The sequence below is a fragment of the Massilia antarctica genome (assembly GCF_015689335.1).
Lineage (GTDB): Bacteria > Pseudomonadota > Gammaproteobacteria > Burkholderiales > Burkholderiaceae_D > Telluria_A > Telluria_A antarctica.
Map to the genome: position 1 here is coordinate 7,097,819 of NZ_CP065053.1, position 15,906 is coordinate 7,113,724.

A 15,906-nucleotide genomic window follows, 5' to 3' on the forward strand; every position below is an offset into this window, starting at 1 on the left:
AAGTGCCGGGACCATCATTGTTGTGAAGCGAATGATGTCCCTGAGTTACTGTAACCTGTTTTGCAATTGTCTGTCGGACGTCCGTACCTACTTGGACGTACGCGCGAACGGGTTTTTACCCACGCGCAGCTCGATCCGCAGCGGCGTACCTACCAGATTGAAGGTGTCGCGGAAATGCTTCTCGAGGTAGCGTTTGTACGGTTCGCCGATCGCGTCGAGCGAATTGCCGTGGATGACGATGATCGGTGGATTCTGCCCGCCCTGGTGCGCATAGCGCATTTTGGGACGGATCGAGCCCTTGCGGCGCGGCTCCTGCTTCTCGACCGCTTCGATCAGCGCACGCGTCAGGCGCGGCGTGGACAGGTCGGCGGTGGCGGCGGCGTAGGCGGCGTCGACCGACTTCATCATCGGCGCGATGCCTTGCGACTTCAGGGCCGAAATAAAGTGGGTCTTGGCGAACGAGAGGAAGTCGAGCTTGCGGTCGATATCGATCTTGATTTCGTCGCGCTCGTCGGAGCGCAAGCCATCCCACTTGTTGACGGCCACCACCAGGGCGCGGCCCGACTCCAGGATGAAGCCGGCGATGTGCGCATCCTGCTCCGAAATGTCTTGCTGGGCGTCGAGCAGCAGGATCACGACGTGGGCTTCCGAAATCGACTGCAGGGTTTTCACGACCGAGAACTTCTCGATCGCTTCGAACACCTTGCCGCGGCGGCGGATACCGGCCGTGTCGATCAGGGTGTAGTTCTTGCCTTCGCGCTCGAACGGGACTTCGATCGAGTCGCGCGTGGTGCCCGGCATGTCGAAGGCGATCACCCTCTCTTCGCCGATCAGGGTGTTGACCAGGGTCGACTTGCCCACGTTGGGACGGCCGACGATGGCGATCTTGATGCCGCGCGCGGCCGGCTCCAGTTCTTCCTGGTCGTCCGGACGCTGGGCGAAGGCTTCGTTCAAGGCTTCCTCGACCAGGTCGGTCACGCCATCGCCGTGGGCGGCCGAAATGACGTAGGGGTCGCCCATGCCGAGTTCATAGAAGTCGGCAACGACGGAGCTGTACTTCATGCCCTCGCCCTTGTTGACGACCAACATGACCTTGCGGCCCGACTTGCGCAGGAAGTCGGTGATGGTTTTATCGTGCGGGGTCAAGCCCTGGCGGCCGTCGACGATGAACACGACCACGTCCGCTTCGGCGACGGCCTGCTTGGTCTGCAGGGCCATCTGGAACATGATGCCTTCCTTGGCGACCGGCTCGAAGCCGCCCGTGTCGATGACGAGGAAGGGACGTTCGCCGACCCGGCCTTCGCCGTAGTGACGATCGCGCGTGAGACCTGGCAGGTCGGCCACGAGCGCGTCGCGCGAGCGGGTGAGGCGATTGAAGAGTGTCGATTTCCCGACGTTGGGGCGACCAACTAATGCGATTACCGGCTTCATGGTGTTTTTATTCGACCGCGATAGCGGTCACTGTCCCAGATTGTGTTTGAAAGATCAGGTTCGTGCCGGCCACCATCGGTGGCGCCGTGATGGCGCTCCCGTCGGTGGCGGCGCGCGCCAGAAAGGAACCATCTTCCCGTGACAGGAAGTGGATGTAACCCTGGTAGTCGCCGACGGCCACCGTGCGCGAATACGACACGGGGGTGGACAGGCGGCGATAACTCAATTTGTCGTTTTTCCAGGCGCTCACGCCGCTGTCGCGGTTAAAGGCCGAGACGGCGCCCTTGTCGTCGACGGCGAACACGAAACGCTGGTCGACCGCCACGCCGACATCCGACGACAGCTCCTTGGTCCAGCGCGAAGCGCCGGTGGCGATGTCGAAGCAGCCCACCCTGCCCTGGTAGGACGCGGCGCACACTTCCTGGTCGATCACGACCGGGGTGCCCCCGATATCGGTGACACGCTCAAGCTCGGTCGCGCCGCGCGATTCGCCGACGGCCACTTCCCAGCGCGCAGCGCCGGTGGCCAGGTTCAGCGATAGCAATTTGCCGCCCGGCTGGGCGATGATGACATCCTTGCCGACCACCACCATGCCCGGCGCGTTGCGCAGGGTCAGCGGCGGCGAGACTCTCTGCACGGTCCATTTTTTCTCGCCGGTCTTGGCGTCGAGGCCGACGATGCGGTTGTCGACCGAGCGTACCACCACCACGCCGTCGCCGATCACGGGGCTCGACAGCACTTCGCTGGAGGCCTGGGCCTTCCACAGCAGCTTGCCTTCGATGTCGTAGGCCAGCACGCCGCCCTTGTCGGCGCCGAAGACCAGCATGTTGCCGTCGGTACCGACGCCGGCGGTCAGGCCGGTCTCGGCCTTGATGCGCCACAGCTGCTTGCCGCTGGCGGCGTCGACCCGCGCGATGGCGCCGTCGGCGCCGGCCACCACCAGCGACTGGTTCACCAGCGCCGGCACGAAGACATAATCCTGGGCCTTGCCGATATCGAGCTTCCAGGCGGTGCGCACGGCCATCGTGCCCTTGAGCTCGACCAGCGGCGCGGGCTCGTTGCCCTTGGATTTGGAGGCGAAAGGATTAAGTGAACTCAGGGTGGAGCAGCCGGCCATCAGGGCCAGCACACTCACACCGATAAGTTTCTGGGTAATACGCATAGTCATTGACCTTGTTCTGGGTAACTTGTTAATGCGGACCGGGAGACCGCTCAGGCGGCCGCTTTGGTCTCGGGCACGGCGCCGCCGATGGCTTCGAGCTTGAGCACCACCACGGCGCGGCCCGGATGCTGCTCGTCCATCGTGGCCAGCGCGGCCAGGTAGGCGGCGCGCGCTTCGGCGATCTTGTTCTGCGCTACCAGGATGTCGCCCTTGCGGTCGGCCACGGCGCCGCTGAACTGCGGCAGGAAATTCGTCGCCAGCAGTTTCAGGCCTTCATCGTAGGCTTTCTCGTCGAGCAGCACGCCGGACAGGCGCAGCTTGGCGATCGACTTGTACTCGTCGTTGCCGTTATCGATGACCCATTGCAGATGGGCCTTGGCCGCCTTCAGGTCGCTGGCGTCAAAGGCGCTCTTGGCGGCCATCAGCGCCGTCATGGAGGCGTAGGCGCTCTTGGCGTACTTGGTGCGCACGTCGCCGGCGATGCGCTGCACCTTGGTGTTGTCGTTGGCGGCGACCGCGGTTTGCATCTGCGTGTACAGGCCCGACGCTTCGGCCGCGTTGACCCGCTCGTGGCGCTGCCACCAGGTATAGCCGGAGTAGGAACCGGCGGCGACGATCAGCAACACCATCAGCATGTTGCCGTACTTGCTCCAGAAGGCCTGCATTGCGGCCAGTTGTTCTTGTTCTTCGAGATCGTATGCCATGTCATTCTCAACGTAGTTAACTACTGATTAATCGGAAATCCGGGGGTGCCGCCTGCTGCACTTAGTGATGGTAGTGCACGTGCTCATGGTCGTGGTCATGCTCGTGGGCGCCGACGATCTGGTTGACCAGGTAGTCGACCACGTCGTCGAACGGCACGCTGGCCTGCTGCTCGCCCTCGGCGCCGCGCATCGACTTGACCGCCGCCGTGCGCTTGGCGATTTCATCGTCGCCCAGGATCACGGCAAAGGCCGCGCCGCTGCCGTCGGCTTTTTTCATCTGGCTCTTGAAGCTGCCGGGACCGCTCGCAGCGGCGCAATGTAACACAACATCCAGGCCGGCATCACGGATGCGCTCGGCAAGCACGAAGGCTTGCATGCGCGCTTCCTCGCCCTGGTGCACCATATAGACATCACATTCGGACGGATCGTTCGGTTCTCCCGCTTCTTTCATCAGCTCCACCAGGCGCTCGATGCCCATGGCGAAACCGACCGCCGGGGTCGGCTTGCCGCCGAAGCTTTCGATCAGCGGATCGTAGCGGCCGCCCGCGCACACGGTGCCTTGCGAGCCGAGCTTGTCGGTGACCCACTCGAACACGCTGCGGTTGTAGTAGTCGAGCCCGCGCACCAGGCGCGGGTTGACGGTGTATTGGATATTGTTGTGGTCGAGGATGCGCTTCAAGCCTTCGAAGTGCAGCACCGACTCGCCTTCCAGGTAGTCGAGCAGCTTGGGCGCATTGTTCACCAGCTCTTGCATGGCAGGATTCTTGGTATCGAGGATGCGCAGCGGATTGGCGTGCAGGCGGCGCTTGGCTTCTTCGTCGAGCAACTCAGCGTTGGCTTCGAAATAGGTGATCAGGTCGGCGCGGTGGCGCTGGCGCTCGGCGGCGTCGCCGATCGAATTGATTTCGAGGCGGATGTCTTCCAGGCCCAGATCGTCCCACAGGCGGCGGCACAGCATGATCAGCTCGGCGTCGATATCGGGACCGGCAAAGCCGACCGCTTCGGCGCCAACCTGGAAGAACTGGCGATAGCGGCCGCGCTGCGGACGCTCGTGACGGAACATCGGTCCCGAATACCAGACGCGGCGCGGGCCGTCGTAGACCAAATTGTGTTCGATGACGGCGCGCACCACGCCGGCCGTGCCTTCGGGGCGCAGAGTCAGTTCGTCGTCGTTCATCGAATCCTTGAACGAGTACATTTCTTTTTCGACGATATCGGTCACCGCGCCGATGGCGCGCTTGAACAGCGCCGTGTCTTCGACGATCGGGGTGACGATCTTTTGGTAGCCGTAGCTTTTCAGGACCGAGTGCACGGTGTTTTCAAACAGTTCCCACAGCGGCGCGTCGGCCGGCAGGATGTCGTTCATGCCTTTGACGGCCGTGATCTTTGTTGCTTTTTCTTTTTTATTTTCAGACATGTTCTAAAACTCTTTGTATGTTAAGGCGTCCCGGCTTGCAAGCCGGGGACCGCTGCGGCGGCAAGCGGCATGCCGCTTGCAACCCCGCCTACGCCATGTTCGATTAACTTCTTGCCGTAAGTGGTTTGTACGTAATTGAGGACAATCGCCTGGAATTCTTCAACGATCTTGTCGCCGCGCAGGGTGACGGTTTTCTTGCCATCGACGAACACCGGCGCGGCCGGCGATTCGCCCGTGCCCGGCAGGCTGATGCCGATATTGGCGTGCTTCGATTCGCCCGGACCGTTGACGATGCAACCCATCACGGCCACATTCATGCTTTCCACACCAGGATACGACTTCTTCCATTCCGGCATCTGCTCGCGCAGATAGGTCTGGATGTTGTCGGCCAGTTCCTGGAAAGTGGTCGAGGTGGTGCGTCCGCAACCGGGGCAGGCGATGACCATGGGCGCGAACTTGCGCAAGCCCATGGTTTGCAAAATCTCTTGCGCGACGATGACTTCGCGCGTGCGGTCGCCGCCCGGTTCCGGGGTGAGCGAAATGCGGATGGTGTCGCCGATGCCTTCCTGCAGCAGCACCGATAGCGCGGCGGTCGAGGCCACGATGCCCTTGCTGCCCATGCCCGCTTCGGTCAGGCCCAGGTGCAGCGGATAGTCGCAGCGGCGCGCCAGTTCGCGGTACACCGCGATCAAATCCTGCACGCCGGAGACCTTGCACGAGAGGATGATCTGGTCGCGTCCCAAACCGATTTCCTCGGCGCGCAGGGCGTTGTCGATGGCCGAGGTGATCAGCGCCTCGTACATCACGGCCTGGGCGCTCCACGGTTCGGCGCGCTGGGCGTTTTCATCCATGATGCGCGCCAGCAGCGACTGGTCCAGGCTGCCCCAGTTCACGCCGATGCGCACCGGCTTGTTGTACATGATGGCCGCTTCGATCATCTGGGCGAACTGGCTGTCGCGCTTGGCGCCCTGCCCCACGTTGCCCGGATTGATGCGGTACTTCGACAGCGCGCGCGCACACTCGGGAAAGTCGCGCAGCAAGGTGTGGCCGTTGTAATGGAAGTCGCCCACCAGCGGCACGTCGATTTCCATCTTGTCGAGCTGTTCGCGGATCAGGGGCACGGCCGCGGCGGCCTCGGGCTTGTCGACCGTGATGCGCACCATTTCGGAGCCGGCGCGGGCCAGTTCCTTGACCTGGATCGCGGTGCCGATCACGTCGGCCGTGTCGGTGTTGGTCATCGACTGCACCACCACGGGCGCGTCGCCGCCGACCCAGATTTTGCGTTCGCCGTGCGACACCAGCACACGCCGGCTGCTGCGGCGCGCGAGGGGACCCGAGGGAATCGCCAGATTGGAAGAAGACATGAACAAAGACCTATTACTTGAGGTTGACTCTGGAAACGCGGCCGTTATTGGACGGCAAGGCCACCGCATCGCCGCGCAGGGTGGCGCTCACGCCGTCGGGCTTGCCGACGATCAGGGTGACCGGTTCGCCAACCTCCACCGTTTCGACGGTGCCGGCCTTGAGCAGGCGCGACAGCAATGGCGCCCCCTTGGCGCGCCGCACTTCGACCCAGGAATCGGCGCGCACGTTCAGCACCAGGGTGTTCGATCCGGGCGGCGCGGCCGGCACTGCGGCGGGAGCGGCGGCAACTGGTGTCGCGGCCGGCGCGGTAGCCGGCGCGGTAGCCGACGCGGTAGCCGGGGGCAGTACCGACACCAGCGGCGGCGCCGCTGCGATGACCGGTTTGCGCTCGTCCGGCTTGACCAGGGTCGTTTCCAGCGGCGCCGTGACCGGCTTGTCGGCCACGACCGGCGCCGGCAGCACCGTCACGCTCGCTTGCGAACCGGCGCTAGCCGGCGCGGCAGCCGGCGCGGTCGCCGGGGTACTGCCGGAGAGCAAGGTTGTCGGCACCAGTCCGAAATGCCAGGCGCCTGCTGCGGCGGCCACCACCAGCACGGCCGCGCCGATCAGGCCCAGCGGCAGTCTGGAGCGCTTGCCGTTGGTCGGGAAACGCACTTCGGAAAACGTGGCGGGCTTGTCGCGCCGCACGGTCCGGCTGTTGCCGGGTTCGGCCAGTTCGGGCGTGTCCAGCGCAATCATGGCCACCAGCGGCGCCGCGTCGAGCTTGACGACCTTGGCGTAGGCGCGCACGAAACCGCGCACCACGGCCGGTCCCGGTAAATTGGCATAGTCGCCCGCTTCCAGCGCGGCGACCTGGCGCACGGCCATTTTCAGCTGGTCGGCGACCTGCTCGACCGTCCAGCCCATCGCTTCACGCTGGGCGGCCAGGGTCTTGCCCGGCAAACTGTGATTGGCCGTGGCGTTCGCCGCTGCGTTCGCCCCCGGGTTCGCGCCCGCTGCTGTTTGTTCTGCCCACTCTGAACTCATCGTCGATCCTGTCTCACTCATCAAATGCCCCGCGCTGGAAGGCCGCGAATTCGGGCGAGCTGGGATGGCGCCGGCGCAGCTGGGTCACCAGGCTCGTCTCCGAATCCTTGTTGCCCAGCTTGCGTTCGACGCGCACCGCCAGCCACAGCACATCGGCAGGCAAGGCTTCCGGTTTCGCGACCGTTTTCACGCGGTTGATATAATATCCGGCGCGCACGTAGTCGCGCCGCTCGTAGTAGACCCGCGCCAGACCTGCGTTGACCGGCAACAGGTCGGGCTCGAAACGCAGGGCGTCGAGCAGGTAGCGCTCGGCCGCGTCGAAATTTTTCTGCCTGATGGCGCATCCGCCGGCATTGACCATGGCCTTGACCGGCGACTGGTAGCGCGGGTTTTTCAGGGCGATCTCGAACTGGGCCATGGCCGCCGTGTAGCGCTCGGTCTGGCACAGGAAAGAGCCGTAGTTGTTGTTCAGGTCGGGATTGAGCGGCGCCAGGCGCATCGCGCGCTGGTAGTTTTCCTCGGCCAGCACCATCTCGCCCATGCTGGTGTAGATCAGGGCGCGCACGCTGTAGGCGTCGGCGATTTCGGGATCGATGGCGATGGCTTGCTTGATCTCGTCGAGGGCAACCGCGTAGTTGCCTTCCTGGTAGTAACCGATGGCCAGCTGCATGCGGATCGACGCGCGCTTGTCGTTGTTGGTCTGGTCCGAGCTGGTTTTCAGTTCGGTCCTGCTGCCCTGAAGGCCGATGGCATTGGCCGTGTCGTTGCGGGTGGTGCTGGTGCTCTCGCAAGCCGACAGCGCCACGCCGGCGGCGAACAGCGCCAGCAGGCGGGGCCAGGGACGGGACGATTGCCGCGGCAGGCGCGCGCTCAAGAAGTAATCTCCACGATGCGCCCGAAGTCGGCGCCGAACTTCTTCTGGTATTCAGCCATTTTTTCCATGCGCTCCTGTACGCGGGTACGGTCTTGGACTTCGCCGGCCAGCTGGCCGCAGGCGGCGTCGATATCGTCGCCGCGCGTTTTGCGAATCGTGGTCACGATGCCGGCATCCATCAGCACCTGGGCAAAGGCCTTGATGCGCGGATTCTTCGAGCGCAACAAGCCGGACTCAGGGAAAGGATTGAACGGAATCAGGTTAAATTTGCACGACACCCCGTGCACCGGGTCCAGGACCAGCGCCACCAGCTCGCGCGCATGCTCGTCGCTGTCGTTGACGCCGTCGAGCATGCAATATTCGAAGGTGATGAAGTCGCGCGGGGCGAATGCGAGGTAGCGGCGGCAGGCGGCCATCAGCTCGCGCAGCGGGTATTTTTTGTTCAGCGGAATCAGGCCGTCGCGCAGCGCATCGTTCGACGCGTGCAGGGAGACGGCCAGCGCCACCGGCACTTCCTGCGACAGCTTGTCCATCATCGGCACCACACCCGAGGTCGACAGGGTCACGCGGCGGCGCGACAGGCCGTAGGCGTTATCGTCGAGCATCAGCTTGAGGGCAGTCACGGTCGGCTCGAAATTGAGCAGGGGCTCGCCCATGCCCATCATGACCACGTTGGTGATCTGGCGCTCGCCCTTGGGACCGGGTTCGATGCCCTTGGTGCGGCGCAGCTCGAACTCGGCCATCCACAGCTGGCCGATGATTTCGGCCACGGTCAGGTTACGGTTGAAGCCCTGCTTGCCGGTGGAACAGAAACGGCAATTGACGGCGCAGCCGGCCTGGGTGGAAATGCACAGGGTGCCGCGGTTGTCTTCCGGGATGAACACGGTTTCGACCGCGTTGCCATTGCCCACGTCGACCAGCCACTTGCGCGTGCCGTCGGTGGACGTGTGGTCGCTGATCACCGCCGGGGCGCGGATTTCGGCGCGCGTGGCCAGCTTGTCGCGCAGCGACTTGGCCAGGTCGGTCATGGTGTCGAACTCGCTGGCGCCGAACTGGTGTATCCAGCGCTGCAACTGTTTGGCACGGAACGGCTTCTCACCCAAGTCGGCGCAGTAAGCGACGAGTTGCGCGGGATCGAAGTCCAGCAGGTTGGTGAGAGTCGTCATAAGTATTCTTTATTCAGTCAGGACTGGTGTCAGTCGGAAAACATGCCGCCTGCCCGGCGTGCCGGCCAGGCGGAGTCATACATTGTCAAGCAGTCAAGAGACTGATTAACGGGAGTACACGTTCAGTGCTGGGAAGTAGTAAGCGATTTCCACAGCAGCGGTTTCAGCGGCGTCGGAGCCGTGCACAGCGTTGGCATCGATCGAATCGGCGAAATCGGCGCGGATCGTGCCTTTTTCTGCCTTCTTCGGATCGGTCGCGCCCATCAGGTCGCGGTGTTTGGCGATGGCGTTTTCGCCTTCGAGCGCTTGCACCATGACAGGACCCGAGATCATGAAGTCGACCAGATCCTTGAAGAATGGACGTGCAGCGTGCACGGCGTAGAAGCCTTCTGCTTCGGCGCGCGACAGGTGCATCATGCGGGCAGCGACCACTTTCAGGCCAGCGCCTTCAAAGCGGCTGTAAATTTGTCCGATGACGTTTTTTGCAACTGCGTCTGGTTTGATGATCGACAGGGTGCGTTCGATTGCCATTTGTAAAAACTCCAATAAAAAGAAAGGTTTAATGTTGGGTGACGGGACCCAATCAACCTTCGATTTTACCATACAACCCCCCTTTTTGAGGGATATTGCACGGCCGCCCGCAGAAGTGTTAGAGTGGCGCCAGCAAATACACGCGGGCGCAAGCGCGATTTTGCGCGCTTTTCTCCCGCCGTGCTATTCTTTTAGTGAGCATGACTTTTTTATCAACCGGAGGCACTATGTCAATCAGCTTGCAAGACTACAACCTGGCGGGAAGCCAGGAAGTACGTCATCGCGTACTGCGCAATACTTACTGGCTACTGGCCCTGTCGATGATCCCAACGGTGCTGGGCGCCGCCATGGGCGTGATGTTCCACATTCCAGTACCGACCGGCATCATCGGCTTCGTCCTGTTCCTGGCCATGTCCTACGGCTTCATCTGGGCCATCGAGCGGACCAAGGAATCGGCGATGGGCGTCGTGGTGCTGCTGGGCTTTACCTTCTTCATGGGTATCTGGCTCACCCCGCTGCTCAGCCGCACCCTGGGCTTTTCGAATGGCGGCACCCTGATCATGATGGCCTTCGGCGGCACCGCCAGCATCTTCGCGGTCCTGGCCAGCGTCGCCACCGTGTCCAAGCGCGATTTCTCGATGATGGGCAAGTGGCTGTTCGCCGGCGTCATGGTGCTGATCCTGGCAACCCTGGCCAACTACTTCTTCCAGATGCCTGCCCTGTGGCTGGCGATTTCGGTGATCGCGATCGGGATTTTCTCAGCCTACATCCTGTATGACGTGCAGCGCATCGTCAACGGCGGCGAAACCAACTACATCAGCGCCACCCTGAGCCTGTACCTGGACGTGTACATCATCTTCCAGCACCTGCTCTCGCTGCTGGGCATGGGCGGCGAACGCGACTGAACGCCTTGCGCCCACAAAAAAGCCGACCCGCGGGTCGGCTTTTTTATTGCCTGCGCCAATCAGGCCAGGTCGAACACGGCCATCGATTCCACGTGCGAGGTATGCGGGAACATGTTCACCACACCCGCCTTTTTCAGCTGGTAGCCCGCCTCGTGGGTCAGGATGCCGGCATCGCGCGCCAGGGTGGACGGGCTGCAGGAGACGTACACGATGCGCTTGGGCAGCATCTGCGGATGGCTCAGGCGCAGGGCGGCCAGGGCTTGCACCAGCGCCATGGCGCCGTCGCGCGGAGGATCGATCAGCATGCGGTCGAACTTGCCGAGCGCGACCAGGTCTTCCGCCGTCACCTCGAACAGATTGCGCGTCGAAAAGCTGGTTTTTTCCGACAAGCCATTCGCGCGCGCATTCGATAGCGCCCGCTCGGTCAGGGTGGTGCTGCCTTCGATGCCGACCACTTCCCTGCCCTGGGTGGCCAGAGGCAAGGTGAAGTTGCCCAGGCCGCAGAACAGGTCGGCTACCCTGTCATCCGGCTGCACATCCAGCAGATTGAGTGCTTTTCCGACCAGCACCCGGTTGATGTGATGGTTGACCTGGGTAAAGTCGACCGGCTTGAACGGCATCTTCACGCCAAATTCGGGCAAGGTGTAATACAGTTCCTTGTCGAGCGGATAGAACGGCGCGGCCGTTTCCGGGCCCTTGGTCTGCAGCCACCACTGGATCTGCCACTGGTCGGCAAAGCTCTTGAGCAAGGTTTCATCGGCAGCCGTCAGGGGCGCCATGATGCGCAGCACCATGGCCGTGGTTTCCTCGCCGACCGCGATTTCGATCTGCGGCATCTGGTCGAAGATCGACAGGGCGCCCACCAGCGCGCGCAGCGGCAGCAGCATGGCGGCCACGTGCGGCGGCAGGATCTTGCAGTCGCTCATGTCGGCGACGAAGGCCGAGCGCTTTTCATGGAAACCGACCAGCACCGTATCTTTTTTGGCAACATGACGCACCGACAGGCGCGCGCGGTAGCGGTAGCCCCAGGTCGGGCCGTACATCGGGCGCATCACGTTTTCCGGCTTGACCTTGCCGATGTGCCACAGATTATCTTCCAGCACACGCTGCTTCATCGCCACCTGGGCCGAGGGCTCCAGGTGCTGCATCGAGCAGCCGCCGCAATTGTCGAAATGCGGGCATTTCGGCTCGACCCGCATCGACGAGGGCTTGTGCAGCACCGTCATGCGCGCCGCTTCCCAGTTTTTCTTTTTCTTGAAGGTATAAAAACTGACTTTTTCGCCCGGCAAGGCGCCCTCGACGAAGATGACCTTACCCGGCGAACCGTCCTCGTTGGCGAGGTGGCCGACGCCGCGGGCGTCCATGTCCAGGGATTTGATGTCGAGAATGGTGTCTTGCATGGCGAAAAACACGCGCGAGGCGTGTGCAGAAGAGGATTAAAGGGGAACAGGAGAGGAGACGCGCAGCCGTGTCAGCCCGCGCGCATCATAGCAAGGAATCGCGTACCACGCCACGGGCGGCCATCGCCCGCTTCAGTTTGATCAAGGCTTCCTGCTGGATCTGGCGCACCCGCTCGCGCGTGACGCCCATCTCTTCGGCCAGGGTTTCCAGGGTGGCCGGATCGTCGTTGTCCAGGCCGAAACGGCGCATGATGACGATGCGCTGCTTGTCCGGCAAGCGCGTGAGCCAGTCGCGCACCAGTACCGTCATTTCGTGGTGTTCGGCGCGGGCGTCGGGGCTGTCGTCGGCGTCGCCGGGCAGCATGTCCATCAGGCTCGACTGCGGATCGTTATCGAGCGGGGCGTCGAGCGAGGTGGCGTGCTCGGACAGGGCCAGGATATCCTGTACTTCCTCGACCGGGCGCCCGACCAGGTGGGCGATGTCTTCGGCGCTGGCATCCTTGCCGTTGCGGTGCTGGGCTTCCAGATGGTACTTGGCGCGCAGGATCTGGTTCAATTCGCGCACCATGTGCACCGGCAGGCGCACCGTGCGCGCCTGGTTCATGATGGCGCGCTCGATGCTCTGGCGGATCCACCAGGTGGCATAGGTGGAAAAGCGGAAGCCGCGCTCGGGCTCGAACTTGTCGATGGCGCGCATCAGGCCGATATTGCCTTCCTCGATCATGTCGAGCAGCACCACGCCACGGTTGATGTAATGCTTGGCGATCGACACCACCAGCCGCAGGTTGTGCTCGATCATGGTCTGGCGCGCGGAAAAGTCGCCCGCCTTGGCCAGGGTGGCGAAATGCACTTCCTGGGGCGCGGTCAGCAGGGGACGGGTGCCGATCTGGTTCAGGTAATGCTGGGTGGTATCGGTCGAGAGCTCGGCCGCCAGCACTTTTTTCAGTTCATCGACGCTTTCGAGCACGGCCCCGGCCACCGGGACGGCATCGGGGTCGACCTCGGCATCGGGGCCGGATGGCGCATCCGGGTCGATGTCGGGGTCGACGTCGGCATCGGCCGGGTCGTCCGAAAATTCATCCGGACCCGGGTCGTCGCCTTGCTGGTAGCTCGAATGCGTCATGAAGGGTCCACGGGCCGTTCTCAGTAGTGCGTTGTCAGCGGTTCGGCAAGAACCGGGAAGGATCGACCGGCTTGCCCTGCTGGCGGATCTCGAAGTGCAGCTTGACCGTATCGGCGTCCGAATCGCCCATTTCGGCAATGATCTGGCCCTTGTTCACGCTCTGCCCTTCCTTGACCACGATGCTGCGGTTATGGGCATAGGCGGACAGCAGGCTGTTGCTGTGCTTCACAATCACCAGATTACCATAACCGCGGATGCCGCTGCCCGCGTACATGACTTTTCCGGCGCCGGCCGCCATGACTTGCTGGCCTGCCTTGCCGGCAATGTCGATGCCCTTGTTCTTGCCTTCGTCGAAGGTGGCGACGATCTTGCCGTCCGACGGCCACATCCAGCTCAGCTTATCGTCGTCGGTGGCGCTCACGGTGGTGCCGGGCGCGACCACGGGCGGCGGCGCCACCACCACGGCCGGCGGATGCGCTTCGCGCTCGGGCTTGTCGGCCGGCTTCGGCTCCGGCTTGCTGGTGCCGCCCTCGCCTTTTTGCAGTTCGGCCAGCGCGGCGTCGCTGTACGGACGCTTGTCGGCACGCGGCGAGGTCTTCCTGACCACGTCCGGCGCCGGCGGCGGTGTTGGCTTTTTCGGTTCCGCCGGCGGCGGCATGTCGATCTTGCTGATCACGACGTTGTCCGGCGGAATCACGCGCAGCACCTGGTCGACCTTGATGTCGTTCGGATTGGCCAGATTGTTCCAGACCACCAGGTCGCGGTAATTCTGGCCGTGGTCGAGGGCGATGCGGATCAGGGTATCGCCCTTCTTGACCGTGTACATGCCGCGTTCATCCTTGCCCTCGTCGGCGGGGCGCGGCACCCGGTTGTCGGCGGCCGGCAGGCGGTCGACCACGGGCGCGGAGCGGCGGGGAGCGGTGGTGCAGGCGCTGAGCAGGCCGAGCGTGAGGAACAGCAGGGGAAGATGGCTTGTGTATTTCATTCTCATGTTATGTGTGTCGTGTTCTTTTAAGCTAAGGCGCGCACCGTGGGCGCAGGCCGGGCGAACGCTTAAACGGTGCCCGGGCGCAAGGGCACGAAGTGGCAGCCTTCCAGGGTTTCGCTCATCCATTCGGCCTTGCCGGTGCGGGTGATCAGTTGCAGGTGCTGGACCTGCGCCCCCACCGGGGCGACCAGGCGGCCACCCACGCTGAGCTGCTCCAGCAGTGCCTGCGGCACCTCCAGACCGGCCGCAGCCAGAATGATACCGTCGAATGGAGCGGCTTGGGGCAAGCCTAGCATACCATCTCCGTAGTGCAAGCGCAGATTCACGATGCGCAGGTGGCGCAGATTGGTCTTGGCCAGCTCGTGCAATTGACGAATCCGTTCGACCGAATACACCTCTTTGGCGATGCAGGAGAGCACCGCCGCCTGGTAGCCGCAGCCGGTGCCGATTTCCAGCACCCGGTTCAGGGGGGCGCCGTTGCGCAGCACTTCAAGCATGCGCGCCACGATGTAGGGACGGGAGATCGTCTGGTTGTGGCCGATCGGCAAGGAGGCGTCGATATACGCCTGGGCCGACAGGGCCGGTTCGATGAAACGGTGGCGCTGCACGGTTTCCAGCGCGCCCAGCACCACCGTATCCCTGACGCCCTGGCGCGCCACCCGCGCCACCATGGCGCGCCGGATCGCATCCGACACGCCCATGTCGGGCCGCGGCGGCACCACCGGCAGCGGCTGGGAGCGCAGCAAGGCATCGCTGTGCGACTTCGAGGGCGACGCCACCACCCGCGCCACGTAGGCGTTGGCGCTGTTGGGCCCGCCGTTCGGCTGGCCGCCGTTCCCGGCGGCATTCCGGGTCGCGGTCTGGGGCGTGGCGACGCGCGGCGTGGCGACGCGCGGCGTGGCGACGCCCGGCGTGGCGACGCCCGGCGTGGCGACGCGCGGCGTGACCACCCTGGCGGGGGCAAACGCCGGACCCTTGCGCGCAGCGCCCGTCACCGACGACAGCGGCAGCGGAAAGGTACTGCGTTTGTCCGGCTTGTCGCTCATGCCAGTGCGCCCGACAGCAGCGCCAGCTGGTCGCGATGGGTCAGGTCGACCTGCAGCGGGGTGACCGAGACCTGGCCTTGGGCGGTGGCATGGAAATCGGTGCCCTCGCCAGCGTCGCGCGTGGCGCCCGGGGGGCCGATCCAGAAAATTTCGCGCCCACGCGGGTCCTGTCCGCGGATCACCGGCTCGGCCTGGTGACGCCGGCCCAGCCGGGTCGCGCGCACCGTGGTCAAGGCTTCATAAGGCAGGTTCGGAATATTTACGTTAAGCAAGTACGGCGACGGCAGCGCGTCAAAGCGGCGCAGTACGATGTCGCGCGCCAGGCGGGCGGCGGCATCGATGTGTTCCCAGCCGTGCGCCACCTGGGAAAAGGCGATCGCCGGAATGCCGAACAGATAACCCTCGGTCGCGGCCGCCACAGTGCCGGAATACAGGGTGTCGTCGCCCATGTTCTGGCCATTGTTGATACCGGACACGACCAGGTCGGGGCGGTAGTCGAGCATGCCGGTCAGGGCGATGTGGACACAGTCGGTCGGGGTGCCGTTGACGAAATAAAAGCCGTTGGCCGCCTTCTGCACCGACAGCGGGCGGTCCAGCGAGAGCGAATTGGAGGCGCCGGAACGGTTGCTGTCGGGCGCCACGACGACGATCTCGGCCACCTGGGCGAGCGCCTCGGCCAGGGCCTGGATGCCGGGAGCGAGGTAGCCGTCGTCATTGCTGATAAGAATTCTCATGCACAGATTTTACCTGATGCAATGAGCACCACGC

General features: G+C 63.7%; 15 protein-coding genes. 1 reads left to right on the forward strand and 14 read right to left on the reverse strand.

Going from position 1 to position 15,906, the window contains the following annotated elements; all coding sequences use genetic code 11:
- Positions 1-87: 87 nt before the first annotated feature.
- The 9 genes from der to ndk form a co-directional block, all read right to left on the reverse strand.
- Positions 88-1,431 carry a ribosome biogenesis GTPase Der gene (gene der / locus IV454_RS31195; protein WP_054263768.1) on the reverse strand — a complete coding sequence of 448 codons (1,344 nt, stop codon included), beginning with the start codon at positions 1,429-1,431 and terminating at the stop codon, positions 88-90.
- Between the two features lie 7 nt (positions 1,432-1,438).
- The gene (bamB, locus tag IV454_RS31200) at positions 1,439-2,593 is read right to left on the reverse strand and encodes an outer membrane protein assembly factor BamB (RefSeq protein WP_206092923.1); all 1,155 of its coding nucleotides are present in this window, start codon (positions 2,591-2,593) and stop codon (positions 1,439-1,441) included.
- 50 nt (positions 2,594-2,643) lie between these two features.
- Positions 2,644-3,297 (reverse strand): YfgM family protein, encoded by a 654-nt coding sequence (locus IV454_RS31205; RefSeq protein WP_206089449.1) that lies wholly within the window; start codon positions 3,295-3,297, stop codon positions 2,644-2,646.
- Between the two features lie 61 nt (positions 3,298-3,358).
- The gene (gene hisS, locus IV454_RS31210; RefSeq protein WP_206089450.1) at positions 3,359-4,714 is read right to left on the reverse strand and encodes a histidine--tRNA ligase; all 1,356 of its coding nucleotides are present in this window, start codon (positions 4,712-4,714) and stop codon (positions 3,359-3,361) included.
- Positions 4,715-4,734: 20 nt separating this feature from the next.
- Complete coding sequence (ispG, locus tag IV454_RS31215) at positions 4,735-6,078, reverse strand: flavodoxin-dependent (E)-4-hydroxy-3-methylbut-2-enyl-diphosphate synthase (RefSeq protein WP_206089451.1); 1,344 nt, start codon at positions 6,076-6,078, stop codon at positions 4,735-4,737.
- 13 nt (positions 6,079-6,091) lie between these two features.
- Positions 6,092-7,105: a helix-turn-helix domain-containing protein gene (locus tag IV454_RS31220; protein ID WP_206089452.1), complete on the reverse strand. Its 1,014-nt coding sequence runs from the start codon at positions 7,103-7,105 to the stop codon at positions 6,092-6,094.
- 13 nt (positions 7,106-7,118) lie between these two features.
- Complete coding sequence (gene pilW / locus IV454_RS31225) at positions 7,119-7,979, reverse strand: type IV pilus biogenesis/stability protein PilW (protein ID WP_229521953.1); 861 nt, start codon at positions 7,977-7,979, stop codon at positions 7,119-7,121.
- A complete protein-coding gene (rlmN, locus tag IV454_RS31230; protein ID WP_054263773.1) occupies positions 7,976-9,145 on the reverse strand; it encodes a dual-specificity RNA methyltransferase RlmN in 1,170 nt (389 codons plus the stop codon). Before rlmN ends, pilW begins: the two co-directional genes overlap by 4 nt.
- A 105-nt stretch (positions 9,146-9,250) precedes the next feature.
- The gene (gene ndk / locus IV454_RS31235; RefSeq protein WP_206092925.1) at positions 9,251-9,676 is read right to left on the reverse strand and encodes a nucleoside-diphosphate kinase; all 426 of its coding nucleotides are present in this window, start codon (positions 9,674-9,676) and stop codon (positions 9,251-9,253) included.
- 227 nt (positions 9,677-9,903) lie between these two features.
- Here ndk and IV454_RS31240 point away from each other — a divergent pair, with 227 nt between their 5' ends.
- Positions 9,904-10,581: a Bax inhibitor-1/YccA family protein gene (locus tag IV454_RS31240; protein WP_206089453.1), complete on the forward strand. Its 678-nt coding sequence runs from the start codon at positions 9,904-9,906 to the stop codon at positions 10,579-10,581.
- Between the two features lie 59 nt (positions 10,582-10,640).
- Here IV454_RS31240 and rlmD read toward each other — a convergent pair whose 3' ends face one another.
- The 5 genes from rlmD to surE form a co-directional block, all read right to left on the reverse strand.
- Positions 10,641-11,981 carry a 23S rRNA (uracil(1939)-C(5))-methyltransferase RlmD gene (gene rlmD / locus IV454_RS31245; RefSeq protein ID WP_206089454.1) on the reverse strand — a complete coding sequence of 447 codons (1,341 nt, stop codon included), beginning with the start codon at positions 11,979-11,981 and terminating at the stop codon, positions 10,641-10,643.
- An 85-nt stretch (positions 11,982-12,066) separates the two neighbouring features.
- Positions 12,067-13,104 carry an RNA polymerase sigma factor RpoS gene (gene rpoS / locus IV454_RS31250; protein WP_206089455.1) on the reverse strand — a complete coding sequence of 346 codons (1,038 nt, stop codon included), beginning with the start codon at positions 13,102-13,104 and terminating at the stop codon, positions 12,067-12,069.
- Between the two features lie 34 nt (positions 13,105-13,138).
- The gene (locus IV454_RS31255; RefSeq protein ID WP_206089456.1) at positions 13,139-14,089 is read right to left on the reverse strand and encodes a peptidoglycan DD-metalloendopeptidase family protein; all 951 of its coding nucleotides are present in this window, start codon (positions 14,087-14,089) and stop codon (positions 13,139-13,141) included.
- Between the two features lie 68 nt (positions 14,090-14,157).
- Positions 14,158-15,138, reverse strand: a complete 981-nt coding sequence (locus IV454_RS31260) for a protein-L-isoaspartate(D-aspartate) O-methyltransferase (protein WP_206089457.1) — start codon at positions 15,136-15,138, stop codon at positions 14,158-14,160.
- Positions 15,135-15,872 carry a 5'/3'-nucleotidase SurE gene (gene surE, locus IV454_RS31265; protein WP_206089458.1) on the reverse strand — a complete coding sequence of 246 codons (738 nt, stop codon included), beginning with the start codon at positions 15,870-15,872 and terminating at the stop codon, positions 15,135-15,137. Before surE ends, IV454_RS31260 begins: the two co-directional genes overlap by 4 nt.
- Between the last annotated feature and the right edge of the window lie 34 nt (positions 15,873-15,906).